This window comes from Gardnerella sp. KA00127 (assembly GCF_049244125.1).
In the GTDB taxonomy this organism is placed as follows: Bacteria; Actinomycetota; Actinomycetes; order Actinomycetales; family Bifidobacteriaceae; genus Bifidobacterium; species Bifidobacterium swidsinskii.
Window position 1 is genome coordinate 314,087 of record NZ_CP058377.1, and the last position, 20,567, is coordinate 334,653.

At 45.8% G+C, this 20,567-nt stretch carries 3 protein-coding genes and 1 tRNA gene; 3 read left to right on the forward strand and 1 reads right to left on the reverse strand.

Annotation, left to right across the window (positions count from 1 at the left end):
* Positions 1-61 precede the first annotated feature (61 nt).
* Positions 62-9,640, forward strand: coding sequence for a fatty acid synthase subunit beta domain-containing protein (locus HXT48_RS01255; RefSeq protein WP_421793102.1), 9,579 nt, complete (start codon positions 62-64; stop codon positions 9,638-9,640).
* A gap of 519 nt (positions 9,641-10,159) precedes the next feature.
* Here HXT48_RS01255 and HXT48_RS01260 read toward each other — a convergent pair.
* The gene (locus tag HXT48_RS01260; RefSeq protein WP_421793103.1) at positions 10,160-19,312 is read right to left on the reverse strand and encodes a Rib/alpha-like domain-containing protein; all 9,153 of its coding nucleotides are present in this window, start codon (positions 19,310-19,312) and stop codon (positions 10,160-10,162) included.
* A gap of 572 nt (positions 19,313-19,884) precedes the next feature.
* Between HXT48_RS01260 and HXT48_RS01265 the strand changes: the two genes are divergently transcribed.
* On the forward strand, positions 19,885-20,367 hold the full coding sequence (locus HXT48_RS01265; protein ID WP_004109204.1) for a holo-ACP synthase: 483 nt from the start codon (positions 19,885-19,887) through the stop codon (positions 20,365-20,367).
* 120 nt (positions 20,368-20,487) lie between these two features.
* Positions 20,488-20,561, forward strand: a tRNA-Gly gene (locus HXT48_RS01270).
* The last annotated feature ends 6 nt before the right edge of the window (positions 20,562-20,567 follow it).

Consider the following 20,567-nt stretch of genomic DNA (forward strand, 5'->3'; position numbering starts at 1 on the left):
TAAACCTTACAAAACTTACAGAATTTATAAAACTTATCCAAATCAACGAGAAGGAAACATCATGACAACATACTTTTTCGACCAACTCGCTAATAATCCGCACGCACTCGTGTTTGCAGGTCAGTCGACTCCGTGGGTTGAAGCTTTGCGCGAGCTTGGTTCAGACGAAGAATTAAACGCAGAACTTCATGAGTACGAAGCAGGCGCAAAAGCTTTGCTATCGCCAATTTATTCTGAGCTTTTAGCAAATGCAGGCGGCGACATAAACGTGTTTGACGCGCTAGAAAATAAGCATATTAACGCTGCAAACGCGCTTCTTAGTGTGCCTGGAATTACGCTTGCACAATTCGGTGCAGTGCGCGACTTAACAAATCTTGGATACAACTTTGAAGTAAACAAGCCGTGCGCAGTTTTGGGTCATTCTCAAGGCGTAATCGCAGCAGAAATGGTAAAAGCTCGCATAAAAGCAAAGTCTTGGCAAAAAGCTCGCGCGCAAATCGAAGAATTACTTGCAATTGCCTACTTAATTGGAGCTGCAGGAGATCGTGAATCTCGAATGCTTGAAATTACTGGTGACGGCGAGCACACGCCAATGCTGTCACTTAAAGGAGTTACTAAAAAGCAGGCAGAAGCGTTAATTTCACGCGTAGAGCGCACGCGCGGTGAAGTGTCAATTGCTGTTAAAAACGCTTACAATCACGTGGTTATTGCAGGATACCCGGAAGATATGGAAGCTGTTGCAAACGAAGCGCAAAAAGAAACAAAGCGTTCGAAAAAATTGCGCGAAATGAAAGTTCGCGGTGGAGCTGTATTTGCGCCAGTTGCTGAATATTTGGATGTTACAGTTCCATTCCATTCGCCAATGCTTCAATCTGCAGTTGAGCAGGTAGTAGAGTGGGCAAATGAGGCTGGTTTAAACACTACAGTTGCTCGCGAATTGGCGGATGCAGTGCTTGTAACTCCTGTTGATTGGGCTACGCAAATTGGTGAAGTTTTGGAGCAAAACGACGCGCGCTCGCTTTGGATTTTAGACATGGGTCCTAGCGAAGTGCTCGGAAAGCTTACTGGAGTGCTTGTGCAAGGAACCGGTGCTGGAATAGTAGAGGCTGCTACCTTGCGCTCTCGCGCTGAGCTTTCAACAGCTGACTCTGCTTCTGAGCCAGAGCGTATGGGCTGCTGGGCTGATTTTGCGCCTCGAGTGATCAACACGCCTGCAGGACGCAAAGTGCTTACCAAATTTAGCAAGCTTACAGGCAAAGCTCCTGTGCTTCTTGCAGGAATGACACCAACGACAGTAGAGCCGGAAATCGTTGCTGCAGCAGCAAATGCAGGCTACTGGGCTGAGCTTGCTGGCGGCGGTCAAGTAACTGCAGAAGTTTTCGATCGTCATATGAAGTCGCTTGAAAATCAGCTTCGCGAAGGCGCAACTATCGAATTTAACGCTATGTTTATGGATCGCTACCTGTGGAATTTGCAATTTGGTTCGAAGCGAATCGTGCCAAAAAAGAGGCAGTCGGGAGCTCCTATTGATGGTGTAGTTATTTCTGCTGGCATTCCAGAACTTGACGAAGCCAAGGAATTAGTAGCATCCTTGCAAGCTGATGGATTCCCTTACGTAACATTTAAGCCTGGAACAGTTGATCAAATTCGTCAAGTTGTGCGAATTGCTAAAGCTGTTGCTCCAGCAACGATTATTGTGCAGGTTGAGGGCGGTGCTGCAGGCGGTCACCATTCGTGGGAATCTCTTGATGATTTGCTTATGACAACTTACGCGCAAGTGCGTGAGTGCGAAAATTTGGTGCTTGTTGCAGGTGGCGGTATTGGCACTCCTGAGCGTGCTGCAGACTACATTTCTGGCGAATGGGCGAATGAATACGGTTTACCAAATATGCCAGTTGATGCTGTAATGATTGGCACAGCTGCAATGACAGCAAAAGAAGCGCATACAAGCCCTGAAGTAAAGCGTATGCTTGTGGAAACTCCGGGTATTGCGATGCCGAAATCTTCCAGCATTGAAGGTTTTGATGAGGATCCGTTCGCACCTTTGGGTGAGCGTTGGGTGCCTTCTGGCAAAGTGATTGGCGGTGTGACGAGTGGTTTAAGCCATTTGCACGCAGATATTTACGAGTTAGAAAACGCTTCTGCTCGCTGCGGTCGGTTGCTCGTTCATATGATGAAACATCCTGAAGAGCTTGAAGTGCGTCGCGATGAAGTAATCGAAGCACTTAACTCTACTGCAAAACCATATTTTGGTGACGTAGAAAGCATGACTTACGCACAATTTGCTCAACGTTTCCTAGATTTGGCATACCCTTGGGTGGATCCGACTTACGTAGATCGCTACATGCATTTGTTGCAGCGTATTGAAGCGCGTTTAATTAATCAAGATTCAGGCGAATTTACTTCTATTCTGCCTTCTATCGAAGAAGTTTCTAAGCACCCTCAAGCTGCTTTATATACGCTGATTGACGCGTTGCCTCAAGCTCGCGAGATGAACGTTGTGCCGATGGATGCCGCTTGGTTCCCAACTTTGGTGCGCGAATATCCTAAGCCAATGCCATTCGTGCCAGTTATTGACAACGATTTGTTGCGTTGGTGGGGTCAAGATCAGCTTTGGCAGTCGGAAGATTCGCGTTACTCAGCAGACGCTGTGCGCGTAATTCCAGGACCGATTTCCGTGGCTGGAATTACGACTATGGATGAGCCGATTGCCGATATTCTGGGACGTTTTGAAGCAGCTATGCTCAATCGTGCAGAATTTGGCTCGGAAACTGGAGTAGAAGCAGAAAATAAGGAAAATGCTGCAAGCAAGTCTTCAAAATCTGCTTTTAGTCAGATTGCTGATGCTAAAAACGTTGAAGCTTACGTGCGCGCATGCCCGAATATTTCTTGGGTTGGTCATGTAACTGCAAACCCTGCTTACGGAACGTCTTTAGGAGACGAAAATTACGTAATTACAGTAACTTCTAGTAATAATGACGTAATTTCGCTTGATTTAGATATTAAGCTAGATACATTCTGGGATGATCAAGAAAATCAGGAAGCACAGAATGCTGCTAAACACTCTACAAAAAACGCTGCAAACTCGCTAAAACGCAAGCACGCGGTACGAGATATTGTAATTCCGCTAACTGTTGATGCAAGTCAAGCTGGAAGCATACCAGTAGTTGACCGCGAGCGCTTGCCAAAGCACGTGTACGAAATGCTTGCAGCAACCGCAGGTATTGGAAATACAGCGATTACTGGCGATGTGCTTGATGCTATGCCTAAGGTTGAAACAGTAAAAGAAGATGGCAGTTTGGCAAAATTGCCGGAAGATTTGCTTGCAGAAGGTTATAGAGATTTCCCGTTTGGATTGGTTCATTCTTCCTATACTTTCTCAAGAAATCTTGGAATTGACCACGAGTCTGCTACTGCTGGAAGACTTCCAGATGGATTGCTTGCTTCTCGCATTGTGCCAGACGCGTTAGTAGGTCCTGCTTGGCCAACTATTTACTCGGCTTTGGGTTCCGTAATGGTTGATGGCTACCCGATTATTGAGGGTCTGCTTAACGCTGTTCACCTAGATCATTTAGTAGAGCTTGACGTCGATGCTGAAGATTTTAAAAAGTACGTCGACAAGCGAATTAATTTGCTCGGCTGGGCTGAGCCGTATGCAGAATCTGCTTCCGGACGCGTGGTAACTATTCACGTTGTGCACACTGCAGCTGACGGCACGCGACTTGCGCACGAAACTGAGCGTTTCGCTATTCGTGGACGAAGCTTCAGCAACGCGCTTCCTGCTCCAGCTGCGCAATATGGCGAAGCTGCAGGATTGCATGGATATGAAATTGAAGACACGCCTCGCAGAGCTTTGCGCAGAGTAGTAGTTCGCGCTCCTCACGATATGACCGCTTTTGCGCGTACTTCTGGAGATTTCAACCCAATCCACACTTCTAAGCGAGGTGCTGCAATTTCCGGTCTTTCTGCTCCTTTGGTACACGGTATGTGGCTTTCTGCAACAGCTCAACATGTGGCTCAAGCAGTTGATGAAAAAGGTGCTCGCTACGAGCTCATTGGCTGGTCCTACAACATGTACGGCATGGTTCAGCTTGATGACGAAGTAGAAATCACAGTTGAGCGCGTTGGAAAAGTTCGTCGCGGCGGACTTGCTTTGGAAGTTACGTGCAGAGTTGATGGGCAAATCGTGTCTAAAGCAAGCGCGCTTACACGCGCTCCACGTGCAGCATTCGTATACCCAGGTCAGGGTATCCAAAAGCAAGGAATGTCGCTGGATGAGCGCGCAAAGTCGCCTGCTGTGCGCGATACTTGGGAGCGAGCAGACAAGCTTACTCGCGAAAAGCTTGGATTCTCAATCCTCGCAGTCGTGCGCGATAATCCAAAGGAGCTTACTGCTCACGGCGTAACTTATCACCATCCTGAAGGATTGCTTAACTTAACACAATTTACGCAAGTTGCGCTCGCAACAGTTGCCTTTGCGCAAACCGCGCGTTTGCGTGAAGCAGGATGCGATATTTGGCCTGCTTACTTTGCAGGACACTCGCTTGGCGAATACAATGCTTTGAGCTCCTTCGCGCAAATTATTCCACTCGAAACTGTGCTTGAATTGGTGTTCCACCGCGGATCTACAATGCATCACTTGATTGAGCGCGATGCACAAGGTCGCTCGAACTACCGCATGGGTGCGCTTCGACCAAACCAGTTTGGAGTGTCAGACGAAGGCGTGAATGCTTACGTTGAGGGCATTTCCAAGGCTACTGGCGAATTCTTGCAAATTGTAAACTACAACTTGGCAGGTCAGCAGTACGCAATTGCTGGAACTATTAAAGGTTTGAAGGCATTGGCTGCAGACGCTTCTAAGCGCGCTAAGGAGTATGGCGGCAAGCCTCCATTCATGTTTGTTCCAGGAATTGACGTGCCGTTCCACTCTCGAATTCTTCGAAAGGGAGTGCCGGAATTCCGCGACAAGCTCGATTCGCTGCTGCCGAAGCATATTGATTACTCTGTGCTTGTAGACCGTTACATTCCAAACCTCGTGGCTTGCCCGTTTGAGCTTACGCGAGAATTTGCGCAAAAGATTTTGGATGTTGTGCCATCTGAGCGCATTGAAGCAGCTTTGGAAGATGAAACTACATGGAAATCTTATGCAGAGGATGAGCAGAAGCTCGGTAGATTGCTTCTTACGGAGCTTCTTTCATGGCAATTTGCTTCTCCAGTTCGCTGGATTGAAACGCAGGCTCTTATGTTTGCCGATCGCGCTCGCGGCGGTCTTGGCGTTGAAGAGTACGTTGAAGTTGGTTTAGGAAACGCGCCAACTTTGGCAAATCTTGGCGCTAAAACTCTTGCTTTGCCGGAGTTTAGTGGCGAAAAAGTGACTGTTTACAACGTTGGTCGTGACGAAGGTCGCGTTTATATGACTGACACGGATTCGCTTGTGCCTGAAGTGTTTACTGAGGAAGATAGTCAAGAAGCAAGTAGCACTGCTGATGCGACTGCTGATCCTGCAGCTCCTGCAGCAAATGTTGTTTCTGCTGCTCCTGCGGCTGCTCCTTCTGCTCAAGTTGCTAACGCAGCAGCAAGCGGACCTGTAGCAGACTTGCCGTTCAAAGCATCCGACGCAATCTCAATGCTGATTGCGTATAGTGCAAAAATCCGTCTTGACCAAATCGGCGACACTGACACAACTGATACGCTTACAAACGGCGTATCTTCGCGCAGAAATCAGCTTCTTATGGATATTAGTTCCGAGCTTGGCGTGGCTAGCGTGGACGGTGCTGCAGAAGCTCCAATGAGTGCGCTTAAAAAGTTAGTTGATTCGGTTGCTCCACGCTACAAGGCTTTTGGTGCAGTGCTTTCCGATATTGTGCGCGAACGTTTGCGTGCACTTTTCGGTGCAGCCGGTGTGAAACCAGCGCAAATTGACAAGCGTATTTCGGAAGTCTGGCAGCTTGGCGAAGGCTGGCGTGCGCACGTGCTTGCGGCTTTGGTTTTGCAAACGCGTGAAGGTGCTAGCGTGCGCGGTGAAAATCTTGCGCAACTTTCAACTGATCCTGCAAAGAATACTGCTGCAGCTGACGCTTTAATCGACGCAGCAATTCAGCAAGTTGCACAAGCTCACGGCGTTAGCGTTTCTCAGCCTGGTGCTGCTGGCGCAGCCGGTGGTGCTGTTGTTGATTCTGCAGCTCTTGACGCTTTTGCGCAGCAAGTTGTTGGCGCAGACGGCGTACTTGCTGCAACTGCTAAGTTTGTGCTAGCAAAGCTTGGTGTTGAAGCTCCTAAAGCAGAAACTGAAAGTGACGAAAATGCTGCTGTTGTAGCTGCTGTTGAAGCAGAATTAGGTGCGGATTGGCCAAAGCAAGTGGCTCCTCGATTTGATGAGCGAAAAGCGATTCTTTTCGACGACCGCTGGGCTTCGGCTCGCGAAGACGTTGCTCGTTTGTACTACAAGTATGCCGGAAAGAATGTTGATATTCAGGTAAATGAAGTTTCTGAAATCTTAAATGATTTTGGTAGTTTCCTCGGTGCCGGGGAAGCAGTAGCTTCGGAAGCTGAGTGGTTTGCAAGTCTTTCTAAATCTCGCGAATTAAACAATCTTGCAACAATATTTAATGGTATTGCTCGCGATTCTCGCACTAAACTTGCACAAAACAACGCCGATACTGCTCAAGCAACTCGTTTTGCAGGAGAAGTTGCAGTAGTTACAGGCGTTGCTCCTAACTCGATTGCTGCTCGCGTAGTAACGGGTTTGCTTAAGGGTGGAGCTACGGTTATTGCAACTTCGCACAGTTTCAAGCCGAGCGTTAAGTCTTGGGCGAAGAAAGCGTATCGCGAAAACGCTCAAATGGGCGCAAAGTTGTGGCTTGTGCCAGCAAACTTGTCTAGTTATCGCGATGTCGATGCGCTTGTAAAGTGGGTTGGCACGGTTTCAAAGAAAGTAAGTGGCGCAACTACTACTATTTTGAAGCCTGCTTATGAGCCGAGCATGTTCTTCCCGTTTGCAGCTCCTCCAGTTCACGGTACTTTGTCTGATTCTGGTTCGCTTTTTGAATCGCAATCGCGCTTAATGCTGTGGGGAGTGGAGCGTGCAATCGCTGGATTTGCGCAGATTGGAGCAGATACAGATGTACAACATCGTATGCACGTTGTGTTACCTGGCTCTCCAAACCGCGGTATGTTCGGCGGCGACGGTGCTTACGGCGAAGTCAAGAGTGCTTTCGACGCGATTGTGAACCGTGCGCATGCGGAAAGCGTGTGGTCGGATCGCGTGACTTTCGCGCATCCTAAGATTGGATGGGTGCGTGGAACCGGCTTAATGGGCGGAAATGATCCGCTTGTGGCTGTAGTTGAGCGTCACGGATTAACTACCTACTCTACGCAAGAAATGGCAGATCGTTTGCTCGATTTGTGCACGAAGGAAGCGCGAGAGCAGGCAGCAATTGCGCCTTTGGATGTTGATTTTACGGGCGGATTAGGCAAGGAGCCTCTTGATTTGAACGCGCTTCGTGCAGAAGCGTTGGAAGATCAGAAGCGTGCTGAAGTTGCGGAAGAAGCGGTGGAAGCTGTAGAAGAAGCTGCAGAATCTTCTGCTAAATCAACCAACAAAGCACTTCCAACTCCTTACGTGCCAACTCAGCCGCGAGTCAACTTGGCTGATTGGAAGAACGTAACAGCGCGTCCAGAAGACGAAATTGTGATCGTCTCCGTTGGCGAGCTTGGACCATGGGGTTCCGGACGTACTCGTTTCGAAGCAGAACTTGGAATTCGCGAAGACGGTTCCGTGGAGCTTTCTGCAGGAGCAGTACTGGAATTGGCTTGGAATATGGGCTTGCTTACTTGGCAGGATTCGCCAAAGCCAGGCTGGTATGATGCGGACGGCACGCTTGTTCCAGAAGAAGATATTGCAGAGAAATATCGCGATGAAGTAGTAGCACGTTCCGGTATTCGACCATTCGAAACCGGTATGGGCGGCGATTACAAGGATGGAGCAAACGAAGAAGAAGCAGAAATCTTCCTCGATCACGACGTGAGTTTCAGCGTTCCAACAGAAACAATTGCGCGCGAATACGTGGCACTTGACGAATCGCACACTGAGATTGCTCGCGATGCAGAATCTGGCGAATGGACTGTTACGCGCAAGGCAGGTTCTATGATTCGCGTGCCGCGTAGGGCTGCAATGACCAGAACCGTCGGTGGACAATTCCCTAAGGGCTTCGATCCGCTGAAGTGGGGTATTCCAGCTTCAATGGTTGGAAGTGTTGACACGATTGCGCTGTGGAATATTGTCACAACTGTAGACGCTTATATTTCTGCTGGTTTCACGCCTTCGGAGATTTTGCAATCTGTGCATCCGTCGATGGTTGCTTCCACGCAAGGAACCGGTTTCGGCGGCATGAGTTCAATGCGAAAACTGTATTTGGATCGCTTTCTTAACCACGAAATTCCTACGGACGTATTGCAAGAGGCGCTTCCAAACGTTGTTGCAGCTCACGTAATGCAAACCTATATCGGCGGCTACGGAAATATGGTTCAGCCGGTGTCGGCATGCGCAACTGCGGCGGTTTCGCTCGAAGAAGGCGTCGACAAGATTGCTCTCGGCAAAGCTGATTTCGTAGTAACTGGCGCAATTGACGATATCGGCGTGGAATCCGTAGTTGGCTTCGGCAATATGAACGCAACTGCCAATAGCGAAGAAATGTATGCGAAGGGCATCAATCCACGATTCTTCTCTCGCGCAAACGATCGCAGACGTGGAGGCTTCCTTGAAGCACAAGGCGGCGGTACGATTTTGGTTACGCGCGGCGATATTGCTTTGAAGCTTGGCTTGCCTGTTGCTGGTGTGGTTGGTTTCATTCACTCCTACGCTGATGGCATTCACACTTCTATTCCTGCTCCGGGCTTGGGTGCTTTGGCTGCGGGCATGGGTGGAGCTAAGTCTAAGCTCGTGCGTGATTTGGCAGCTCTCGGCGTTACTCCGGACGATATTGCTGTGGTTTCTAAGCATGATACGTCTACGAATGCAAACGATCCGAACGAATCTGAGCTGCACAATACTCTTGCGCACGCAATCGGACGCACGGACGGAAATCCGCTGTTCGTAATCAGCCAAAAGACGCTGACTGGACATGCAAAGGGCGGCGCGTGCATCTTCCAAATCAACGGTTTGACTCAACTGTTTAGAAGTGGCGTAATCCCTGGAAACGCATCACTTGACTGCGTGGATCCTAAGCTTGCGCGCGACGACCACATGGTTTGGTTGCGTGAGCCGATGCGCATTGGCGATGGTGCAGGTTCTTGTGCAGTGAAGGCTGCTCTCGCAACTTCGCTCGGCTTCGGTCATGTTAGCGGATTTGTGGCATTGGTTCATCCTGGTGCTTTTGAAGCTGCTGTAGCTGCTAGCGCAGGTGTTAATGTGCTTAAGAATTGGCGTACCAAGGCGAATGTGCGTTTGGCTGCGGGCCAGAGGCGATTTGAGGAAGGCATGATGGGTCGATCTGTACTGTTCGAGCCTGTTGAGAATCGTCACTTGCTGAAGGATGGCACGCGCCTTCCGGATGGCACTCGCTACGATGGTCACGAAGCAGAAAAGGCGATGTTACTTAATCCTGAAGCTCGCCTTAATGCGAACGGATACTACTGCTGAGTCGCTGCTTTAGCTGGTTTTGACTTACAAACGCCGGGGAATTTTCTCCGGCGTTTGTAGTCGTTTTGGCGTTATGTGGAAACATTTGCTGTGAATATTCTCGGCATTTATTTTCGCTCTTGCCTTATTTGACCACATTTGCCGGAAAAATGTAGGGCGATTGGAGTTGCGTTAACAATCACGTAAGTAGCTTTGTAGTTCAGTATGCCATATTTAGTACGTGTAACATTGCGTATGTCGCCTGATATTACTTAATGTCAAGTACGCTGTCATTATCGCAGTGGTGTGCTATCTCGCTACCAGTACCCAGATCATTTAATGGCATCTATGTATCGCACCTATACCTCTGTAGTCTATGTCTCTATAGTCTATGCCTCTATGGCCTATAGCTCTACAGATTTACTACAGATATAACAATGCTCCGTGGTTGAAGGGTTGTCGTAAATTTCGCGAACCCTTTTATCACGGAGCATATGTATATTATTTATTCAATTTTAATATTTGTTGCAACACCAACGTTTAGTCGCGCTTCTTCCTGCGAATAATGACTGCGAGTGCAGCACCTATTGCGGCTGCGAGTGCAGCAACAGCACCTGCTGCAGCAATTGCAGAGCCTGTGTTGGTTAACTTTGATTGCGCAACCTGGCCGGAGGAGTGACGTGCAGGAGACTTAGGAGCTTGTAACTGAGTGTTATTGCTCTTATTCCTGTTGTTTTCACTGTTGCCAGTGTGTTCATCAGAATCATGAGAACCAGATTCATGTTCTGGGGTTGGAGCAGGGGTCGGTGCAGGTGTTGGTTCTGGTTTCTTGGTTGGGTTGTTTCCGACTTTACCGTTTGCCGTGTTGGATGGTTGACCATTCTTCTTGGCTTGCGCGGTAATCGTACTACCATCCTTGATTTGGGTTGCAGGGATGGTGACTTTACCAGTCTTAGGATCAACAGTCACGCCGGTTGGAGTGTTACCGTCAATAGTCCAGTTACCATTCTTATCTTTCCTCACGGTAATTGTTACAGGAGTCGTTGTATCGCCTTCTGGAGTATACGTGATTTCGAGAGTATCAGCGTCTGCTGGTGGGGTAACAGTTGCGGAACCTTGCTCAACACCATCTTGTGGTGTGAGTATAGTCGGCTCACCCGCAGGCGTTGGCGTTGGTTCTGGTGCAGGCTTCTCCTTTTCGGCAACTTTAGCAGTTACCACTTCTGACTTGCTCTTGCCAGTCTTATCGCTACTGTCTTCTGATTGCGCAGTAATAGTGCTACCGCTCTTAATCTTGTTTGCTGGAATCGTAACAACGCCAGTTTGCGGATTAACAGTCACGCCTTCTGGAGCGTCTCCGTCAATCTCCCACTCATGCTTGTCGCCTTTAGCAACAACAGTAATCGTTGCGGTTGTTTCACTGCCTTCTGGAGTGTAAGTAACTACAACCTTGTTCACGCGCGTATCCGTGAGATCAGGCGTCACGCTAGCGCCACCCTCGGCTGGAGTGTCAATCTTTGGCTTAGTTATATTTCCGCTGACAGTAATATTTACACTATCGCCTGTCTTTGCACCATCACCCTTACCGTTGGTTGGTGTGAGGGTGACGATGGCACCAGGCTTTTGCTTGTCGATAGTAATAGTGAAGTCGCCATGAGCATCTGCAGTACCAGTTCCGATTTGCTTTCCATCTTTGTCGGTAACAGTTACTGTTGCGCTCGGAAGAGTTTTTCCAGTGATGATCTGTTTAGTAGAATCATCTGGATTGTCTTTTAGCGTTTGCTCACTAATCTGTGGAGTCTTAAAGCCAGTCACAGCAGTAGCAGGATCAGATGGTTTGTCCGTCTTGTTCTTAGATACTGCAGTAATAGTGCTGCCGTCTTCCAAATTCTTTGTTGGAATAGTAACAACGCCAGTATCTGGATTAACGATTACGCCTTCTGGAGCGTCTCCGTCAATCTTCCACTTACCATCGTTATCATCCTTCTTAGCAATAATTGTGCGAACTGGCTGTTCTGGACCATTGATTGAATTTGGCTTAGCATTGATTTCAATTTTCACAACCGTTGTGTCATCAGTTGGCGGAGTTACAGTTACGTTTCCGTCGTTCTTCTGATTGTCGGTTGGTACCGTAATCGTTGGCTTTTGTGGCTTAGCTGTGACGGTTACAGTAGTTGCGTCACCATCAACTCCACCCTTGCTTGGAACAAGCTTGAGTGTTGTGCCAGGATCCTTCTTATCGATTTCGATAGTGAAGTTTCCGTCTTTGTTGGCATCTCCAGTACCAACAGTATTACCGCCATTGTCTTTGACAGTTACTGTGTTTCCTGGCTGAGTTTTACCAGTAATAGTTGTCTTATCAGACTTATCTGGTGTGTTTTCTGCTTTGCCACCATTAATAAATGGCTTGTTTTGTGCCACAACGTTTACTGTTACTGGTACATTCACAGGTGCGATACCTGGAATATTTACAACAACAGTGCCAGTTTGCTCACCAGTGTTAGAGGTTGATGGTGTACCGTTTATGTCGGTTGACCACTTGAATGTGGTTCCGGTAGGTAACTCACCATTATTGGCAATCATGTCTTTTGGATCCGGCAAATTGCCATTTTGTGGCACGCTTACCTTCTTGCCAACTGGATTTGGCACAACGAGCACGTTGACTGGAATGTCAATATCTGGCTCGCCTGGCACCTTAACGGTCACAACGCCTGGTTGGTTGCCAGTCTTTGAGGTATCAGGCTTCTTCTTCCAAGAAATACTAGCATCCTTAGGTAGATCCTTATGATTCTTAATAACATCCTCTGGCTTAGGGGTAGTGTCAGTTGTGTCACCATTCTTCTTTTGCAACACAGTTACGTCGTTTGCAACAGGTGCTGGTGTCACAGTAATTGTTACTGGCACTTCTTGAGGTGCTTGCCCTGGAATCTTGACAATCACTGTTCCACTAGCAGTGCCTGGCTTGTCGGTCTTTGGAGCAGCATCTTTCTTCCACTCGAATGTGGTTCCCTTAGGGAGTTTGTTGTTGTTATCAATGCTGTTCTTAGGATCAGGATTGCTGTTCTGTGGGACGGTGGTTTCCTTCGTGATAGGCACAGGGTTTACGTTCACTGTTACAGGAACATCAATCGTATAACCAGACTTGCCATTTACGCCTGGAATGGTGACTTTTACTTTACCGCCTGTCTTTTCTCCAACGGTATCTGTAGTTGGTTTGTCACTGTCTTCCCACTCGAACGTAGTGCCATTAGGGAACTTACTCTTATCGCTAGAATCCTTAATAACATCCTTAGCTTCTGGCAGTGTGCCATTTTGTGGAACGTTCACAACATTCGCTTCTGGCTTTGGCAAAACGTTCACTGTTACAGGCACTTCTACAGGGGATTGACCTGGGAGGGTAACAATAATCTTGCCATTCTTTGCGCCAGGATTGTTAGTATCTGGTTTATCTTCAGGTTTCCACTCGAACGTAGTGCCATTAGGGAACTTACTAGTATCGTGAGAATCCTTAATAACATCCTTAGCTTCTGGCAAATCCTTGCCCTGTGGCACGTTGACTTCAGATGCACTTGGGTCAACAACGTTAACCTTTACTTCAACTTCTTGAGGAGTATCAGATCCAGGAATAGTAATCTTTACTTTGCCTTTTACGCTGTTACCTTCCTTAGATGTGTCTGGTTTTCCGTTGTTATCCCACTCGAACTTAGTGCCATTAGGGAACTTATCCTTATTGACAATGCTGTCCTCTGGCTTAGGCTCCACGCCCTTTGGCACAGTCACAACTTTAGCTGTAGCAGTTGGAGCCTTGATAGTTACAGGCACGTTGATAACAGTTGTTGATCCATCCGGATACGTAACTGTTACAGGCACTTCAAACTTGCCAGCCTTATCTCCATTAGGGATCTTAGACTTATCGCCATCAGCAATAGAGTAAGTTGGCTTATTTGTTTCGTTCGTTGGCCAGGTAGGAACACTTACTTTGCCGATAATTTCGTCGTTCGAAGGCTTTTGACCATTATCTTTTTCAAGATTATCTGCCTTAGGTGGGTAAAGTTCAGACTGCTTATTGCTAATAGTTACTGGCACGTCAACAATGTCAGTTGTGCCATCTGGGTAGGTGACTTTAACCTTAACAGTAGAGTTTCCAGGAATCTTACCATCTGGAAGCTTTGTATTAGGCTCGTTCAACTCAATCTTTGGTTGTTCCTTTGAATCTTTTGACCAATCAGGAACAGTTACATTCTTAGTTACATCTTCAGGTGTAACCTTCTCGCCATACTGCTTAACAACAGGTGTTGCCTTTGGCTCAAAAGTATCCGACTGCTTGTTCTTAATAGTCACATCAACAGTAACTTCATCAGTTGTGTTATCTGGGTATGTGACTTTAACCTTAACATGATAGGTGCCAGGGGTATTGCCGTCTGGAATATCCTTATCGTCGCTTGTAATGTCGACTGTTGGCTTATCGCCTTCCTTCTTTGGCTTAAAATCAGGAACAGTTACAGCCTTCTTAACAGCTTCCTTGGTCTTTTCTTTACCAGTGCCATACGGCTCTTCCACAGGGTCAACTGCAGGAGTGTTTGCAGTGGCATCGGTATCTGTAACTACTACAGGTACTTGCACAACAGTGCTGGAACCATCTGGATATGTGACCTTAACAGGTACGTTAGTTGTGCCAGTCTTGTCTGTAGTTGGCAGAGGATTGTTTGGATTTACAAGCTCTACTTTTGTTTCCTTTGGAGCAGTCTTGTCCTTAACTGTAGAAGTCTTTACAGCCTTCTTGATTTCATCAGCATCAGGAGCTTTCTCATTACGCTTCTTGTTGATAGCTTCTGCGCTTGGCTTGTAGGTTTCGTTATCTGGATTGCCAACTGTTACAGGAACTTCCACGCGATCCTCAGAACCGTCAGGGTAGGTAACAGTAACCTTAACGTTTACGGTTCCAGGAGTCTTAGTGTCGATAGGTGTTTGACCATCGTCAACTGTAATTTTTGTACCAGTTGGTTTGTTTGGAACAGTGACTTTAGCAATGATTTCACTGTCAGAAGGACCACTTTCTCCATACTTTTTAGTGATTCCGCTGTTGTCAACCTTTGGCGTGTGAGTTTCACTCTGAGGCTTTCCTACAGTAACCTTTACCGTTGCATTACTCTTAGAACCATCCTTATACGTAATGGTTACAGGAACAGTAAAATCGCCAGGCTGAGTGCCATCTGGAACAGTCTTAGCTTTGTCGTCAATAGCAATACTTGCGCCTTCTGGAAGCGTTATATCTTTGTCTTGCTTATCTTTACCAAAGCTAATGCCTTTATCCTTGCCAACGCCGGTAATCTTGCTGGATATACCTGTATTCGGCGTCTTATTGTAGTCAATGTTAATTGTTTGACCTTCTGGCTTATAAGTTTCGCTTTGTGGCTTCAGCACTTTAACAGTTACTGTTGCAACGTCACTAGAGCCATCCGAATACTTAACATTAACTTGAACTTTGCTCTCGCCAGGCTTATCGGTGTTTGGAACGTCTTTCGTGTTGACGATTTCTACTGTTGGATCTTGCTTTGGAGATTTGCCGTTCCACTTCAAGCCATTGCCACTGCCAAACGACTTAATTTTCTTAGTCAATTCTTCTGGCTTAGTGTTCCATGGAACTTCAACTGTTTGACCCTTTGGATCATAATCCTTAGCATCCTTATGAATCAACACAGGAACATTAACTATTGTAGTTGAATGATCCGGGTATGTAATTGTTACAGGAACAGTGTGAACACCATCATCTTGAGGAATATTTCCAACTGTGAAAGTCAAATCTTTCTTATCAATTGGGGTCTTCTTCGGGTCATCCTTCTTGGTAATAGTAATTGCGTTGGTAATTGCGTTTTGGTCAGGATTCTTTGGTGTAGCATTAGGAGCAGCATTATGCTCTTCAGCATCCGTGTATACGGAAATCTGAACCTTTAGCGTGGATGTATTGCCAGCTTCGTCTGTAACAACAAGCTCACGAGACCACTTATTCGCATCAGGATTCGTATTATCTGCGCGCTTTCCAGTGCCTTTAATATGAATAGTCGCAGGCTTTTCTGCAGAATTCCCGTTTTGATTGTCAATAGTGATTTTTCCGTCGTGGCCTGGGAATGTTGATATTGTTGCGCTACTGATCTTGCCGCTGTTATCGTAAGACTTAATTTCAATATCAAAAGGCTTATCTTTATGTACTTTAAATTGGTAGTACATTTGTTTATCGTCATGTTTCACCTGATTTGTAGCAGGGTTCTCAATAACAGGCGCGATATTGTCTTTAACAGTAACAGTTGTAGTAACGTCTTTAGTTGAACCGTCCTTAAATGTTATGCGAACTTTAGCATCTTTCTGCTCGCCAGGCTTATTCCAATCTGGCTCCTTAGCCCAAGAGTAGGTAGCGTCGCTAGGTAGTTTCTTTAGATCATCTGCATTAATACCGCTCTTAGGATCTGGATGCTTTGTGCCGCTGCCCATGTTGTACGTAACAGGCGTGCCTGTGACTTTGCTATACTTATCTGCCTGCGTCTTAACAACAAACTTCACAGACACGTTTGTAGTGTTGCCCGAAGGATCCACCGCTTTTAAGGTACGCGTATACTCGCCAGGCTTAGTGTTGAGCGGAGTAGTGCCATCAAGCGTCAAAGTCTTAGGATCTTTATCTGTGCCAGTTCCAGTAGGAGTTTTTTCTGTCTCTCCTGGAATCTTAGACGTTAAAGTAAGAGTTGTAACGTTTCCGCTGTTGTCTGTTGCGGTAATCTTAATATCGTTCTTATCACCGCGGTATGTAGTAATAGTTGCTGTTTTAGTAACGACTTTTTGTGAACTATCAACAGTAATCGAAACATTGTTATAGTTGCCATCATTGCCTTTTTGCTTAATCGTAACTTCAGGCTCTTTATGATCCTTAACAGTTACCTTAACGTCAACAGTTTCAACGCGCGGATTCTTTGGATCGTTAGTAGGAATAGTTACAATAACTTTTCCAGTCTTTTCCTTGCCAACAGTGGAAGTGTCTGGAGTTCCGCCAGTTTCAGTGCTCCACTTGAAGGTTGCGCCTGCTTTTTTAAGCTTTCTTCCGTTGGCAATAGCTTTTTCGGCGTCTTTTTCGGTGAGCTTGTGACCTAAGTCAACAGCAATATTCTTTGACTTAATGTCTTCTTTTTTCTCCACTTTTACAGTCACAGTTTTTTCTGTTTTGTGACCAGCAGCATCAGTTGCGGAGAACGTAAGAGTATAAGTGCCAACTTCTTCAGGCTTAAAGCCGGAGAAGCTATAAGTGAAAACCTTTTCCTTATCACTATTCTTCGTGTAATCAGTTTTTGCACGCGCTGCGACAGCCATCATCTTACTGAAATCATTTCGAGCAAAAGCCATCGTTGCTGTTGCTGTGTCAATAGACTCAATCTTTACATCATCTTTTGCAGTAAGCTGAATCTTCAGATCTTCGCCAACTTTTACGGTAATGCTATCTTTATCGGCAGTAAGCGTTGGAGCTTTGTCATCCTTAGTAGCCTTCTTAGCGTCGCTTGCGTCAGAGCTTACGGAATCTGCAGTAGTAGTTACTGCAGTAATGCTTCCTTCAGGAATGCCATTAGCAACTGTAATCGTAACTTTGCCATCGTTGCCAACTTTTCCAGTTCCAATTTGATTGCCCTTGCTATCTTTAAGCGTTACAGTGCTTCCAGCTGTGCCAGGGCCTGCATTAATTTTAACTTCTTTGCCCTTTACGCCTGCAACACCAGTCAAATCAGTTTCAATTGTAGGTTTCTTAGGGCGAACTGTGAAAGTAACCTTTTCTTCCGCTGTGCTGCCGTCATTAAACGTGACTTTAGCAGTGTACTCTCTTTTTCCTGCAACAGCTGTGGAAGGCTCGCCATTAACCCACTCTGCACTCTTGATGTTATCTTTAACCTTCTTATCGGTTATACCAAGATATTCCTTAGCGTCAACCTTGTTTCCTGCTTTAGTAAGAGGGTCTCCAACATTTACTTTAACTTCGTGATCTTTCAGCTCGCTTTTGTGTTGCAATGCGAGCGGCTTTCTGACAATTACAGGAATCGTAACAATATGGTACGAATTGTCTGAATATATTACTTTTGCTGATGTGGATGTTGTAGCAGTATCTTTCCCGTTAAAAGCTATATCTGGTAGTTTAGTCTCTGGGAAAGTATTGAAATCTAGTTGTCCACCGCCTTCAATATTAGAAACATGTTTCTTTAATTCTTCATTAGTTGCCTTATGTCCCCAATCAACAGTAATCGGTGTAGTGGTTGGAGCCTTGTACTTCTGGTTCAGATTTTTAAGATGTACTGTAACTTTCTTTTCTACTTTGTTTCCAGAAGCGTCGGTTGCAGAGACAGTAACCGTGTAGTCAGTATTTGCTGGCGTGTTGCCGTTCTTATATTCAAACTTAACTCTATTAACAACATGGTTGTGATGCTTAGCTTCAGTTGCTTCCATGCCATTACTGTTTTCAGTGACATCTCCATTACCGTTAGGAAGACCCTTAACTGAGAAGCTATTAACCTTTCCGCTGTCATCTGATGTGCCGAAAGTGATTGTAGGAATATCTCCCTGATACACGGTAATGCTGTTGTTGGAATCGCTAATCTCTTTGCCATTAAAATACAGCTTTGGAGGGATTTTATCGCTTTTTGTAGGTGGCACATTTTCATCTTTTGTACGACCAGAAATAAAGGTGTAAGCAGAATGAGTAGTTCTACCATAAGAGCTGCTATTTGCCCAAGTAAAGGCATTTTTGATTTCTTCATCGGTTACGTCTGGTCTAAGCTTCAACTCGCAATGCATGTGAACAGCGTAATCAACGTGAGTTGTTGTTATGCCAATGCCATAGTTGTAGCCGTTATAAGGTCTTTGGTTTGGTGGGAGAGCCTTTTTAATAGCAGAATCCAAAGCATCTGGGTTAACATGGAAGTTATCTTTTATGTCTTGATCACCTGGTCTGCCAGGGCGTACACCTATAGAGTAGTGGTATGTTGAGTTATTGTGATCCTGGCTATCTTTCAAGAAGTCTTGACTGAACGATCTGCTTGCGTCGTGTTCAAACAAGCCAATATCGTGCGAAAGATTTGCATATGTTTGAGGTGATTTGTTATTGCGCTTGTAGAAGTCAAATCTAAGATTGCGCATAGTGTCACCCTTGTAGCCGCCGTTGTTTAAATCGGCAATTGCATAAGGAATTTGCCACACGTATTGCTGCGTTGTTGATGCAGAAACCATGGATTTGCCGTCGTTGTTAAAGAACACGTCGAAAACCATGTATCTGTTATTGCCTTCGCCTTGAACGTGCGCATACATGTCGGTCTTGCTGATGATTTTATCCCAGTCGCCGACTTTGTCGTCTCCAACGTAGCCAAATTCGCCTTTACTGTTTAAGTAACGGTAGCGCTGATACTCAAGAATGTTTGGTGTATGCAGCCAAGGAGTAGGGTCGTTCTTACGCACTTCTTCCGCAAATGCCGCAGTAGTTGGAGGAAGAAGAATATTAGAGGATGCGAGGATTGGCTGACCACCCAAGCAGGTTGCTGCAGTGAGAACTGTGGCAAGTGTGCTCAATGACACCTTGCGCATGGTTGCATACGCAGAAGATGAATCAACGTTTTTAAACGAGCTCTCAACTTGCTCGCGTGCATGCTTTTTGCGGTTGTTATTTGCCATAATAATCCGTAATCCTTTATTCTTGTGCTTCTTAATTTAGCGTTCCCTAATGTGCGTCGTATATAAACGTGTGTCTAGTTCTTCTTCAAACACTAATTCTGTGTTTGCATAAAGCAACGATAGACAATAAGTACGCTTATACACATGCTGCATAATATTATATCGTATTTTTGCTATTTTGTCGTAATTTTTTTATTGTTAAGTATTCCATAACTGTAAAATTTCCTGCCGGGGGGGGGGGTGCTCTATGTATAAAATATTGTCATAACGACGGATTATTTAAAATTATCTAAAAGTTTATCGTTTTATAGTAATTTATTCGTATATGAATTAATCACGCTTGTAGCGTTTCTTGTGCACATGCTTAAGCAATTTGTCGCGTGCGTAATTTTCTGGTGTTTGTTGCTGTTTTGTAGTTTTGGAAAACATTTGCCGGTGACTTTTTCGGCGTTTGCTACTGCAGTAAAAGCGCGTAAGTGATTGTTGATTTAAATATATTTTATACAAGATTTTATATAGTATTTTTGCGTAGAACATAGAAAAGTAGGTATGTGTGTTAAAAGTAGGTGTTTATGATTGCAGGAATAGGGCACGACTTGGTAAACGTTGCGCAGTTTGCTGAACAGATGCAGGATGGCAATGGTTGGCGTGCGCTGTTTTCTGTGCGAGAGCTTCGACAATGTGATCTTCGTGCGCAAGTGAAGAATGATGAGAGAGCTTTACATATTGCAGCACGCTGGGCTGGCAAAGAAGCTGTGATTAAAGCGTGGTCCGAGGCGTTATGCACAATAAATAACCCTTATCCATATACTCTGGATAACATGCCATGGGCGAGTATTGAGATTCTTAACGATTCCCATGGTTGCCCACGCATTATTCTCAGCTCAGATGTGCATTCGCAACTTGTAAAATCGCTTTTCAGTGCGTCCAGCGAGTGTGTAGATAGTAGTGAGCACATAGATAATATTCGTTGGCATATTTCGCTTAGTCATGACGGATTATTAGACGATAATTCAGCTTTTGCATCAGCTGTTGTAATGCTTGAAGTCTTATAAGAAAAGCTACATTATAAGAAAAATATGTTTTGTGCACTTGTGTCGATGTCACAAGCATCTGTATACTTGAACGAGTCGATATTTGTGCGTGAATATTTCGTGCAAATATGGTGCGTAATTGCGGACGTAGCTCAATGGTAGAGTCTCAGTCTTCCAAACTGATTACGCGGGTCCGATTCCCGTCGTCCGCTCCATTTTTT

Excerpts from the sequence above, each read along its gene's own strand:
- HXT48_RS01255 (WP_421793102.1), top strand. The coding sequence starts at position 62 with ATGACAACATACTTTTTCGACCAACTCGCTAATAATCCGCACGCACTC.
- HXT48_RS01260 (WP_421793103.1), bottom strand. The coding sequence starts at position 19,312 with ATGGCAAATAACAACCGCAAAAAGCATGCACGCGAGCAAGTTGAGAGC.
- HXT48_RS01265 (WP_004109204.1), top strand. The coding sequence starts at position 19,885 with ATGATTGCAGGAATAGGGCACGACTTGGTAAACGTTGCGCAGTTTGCT.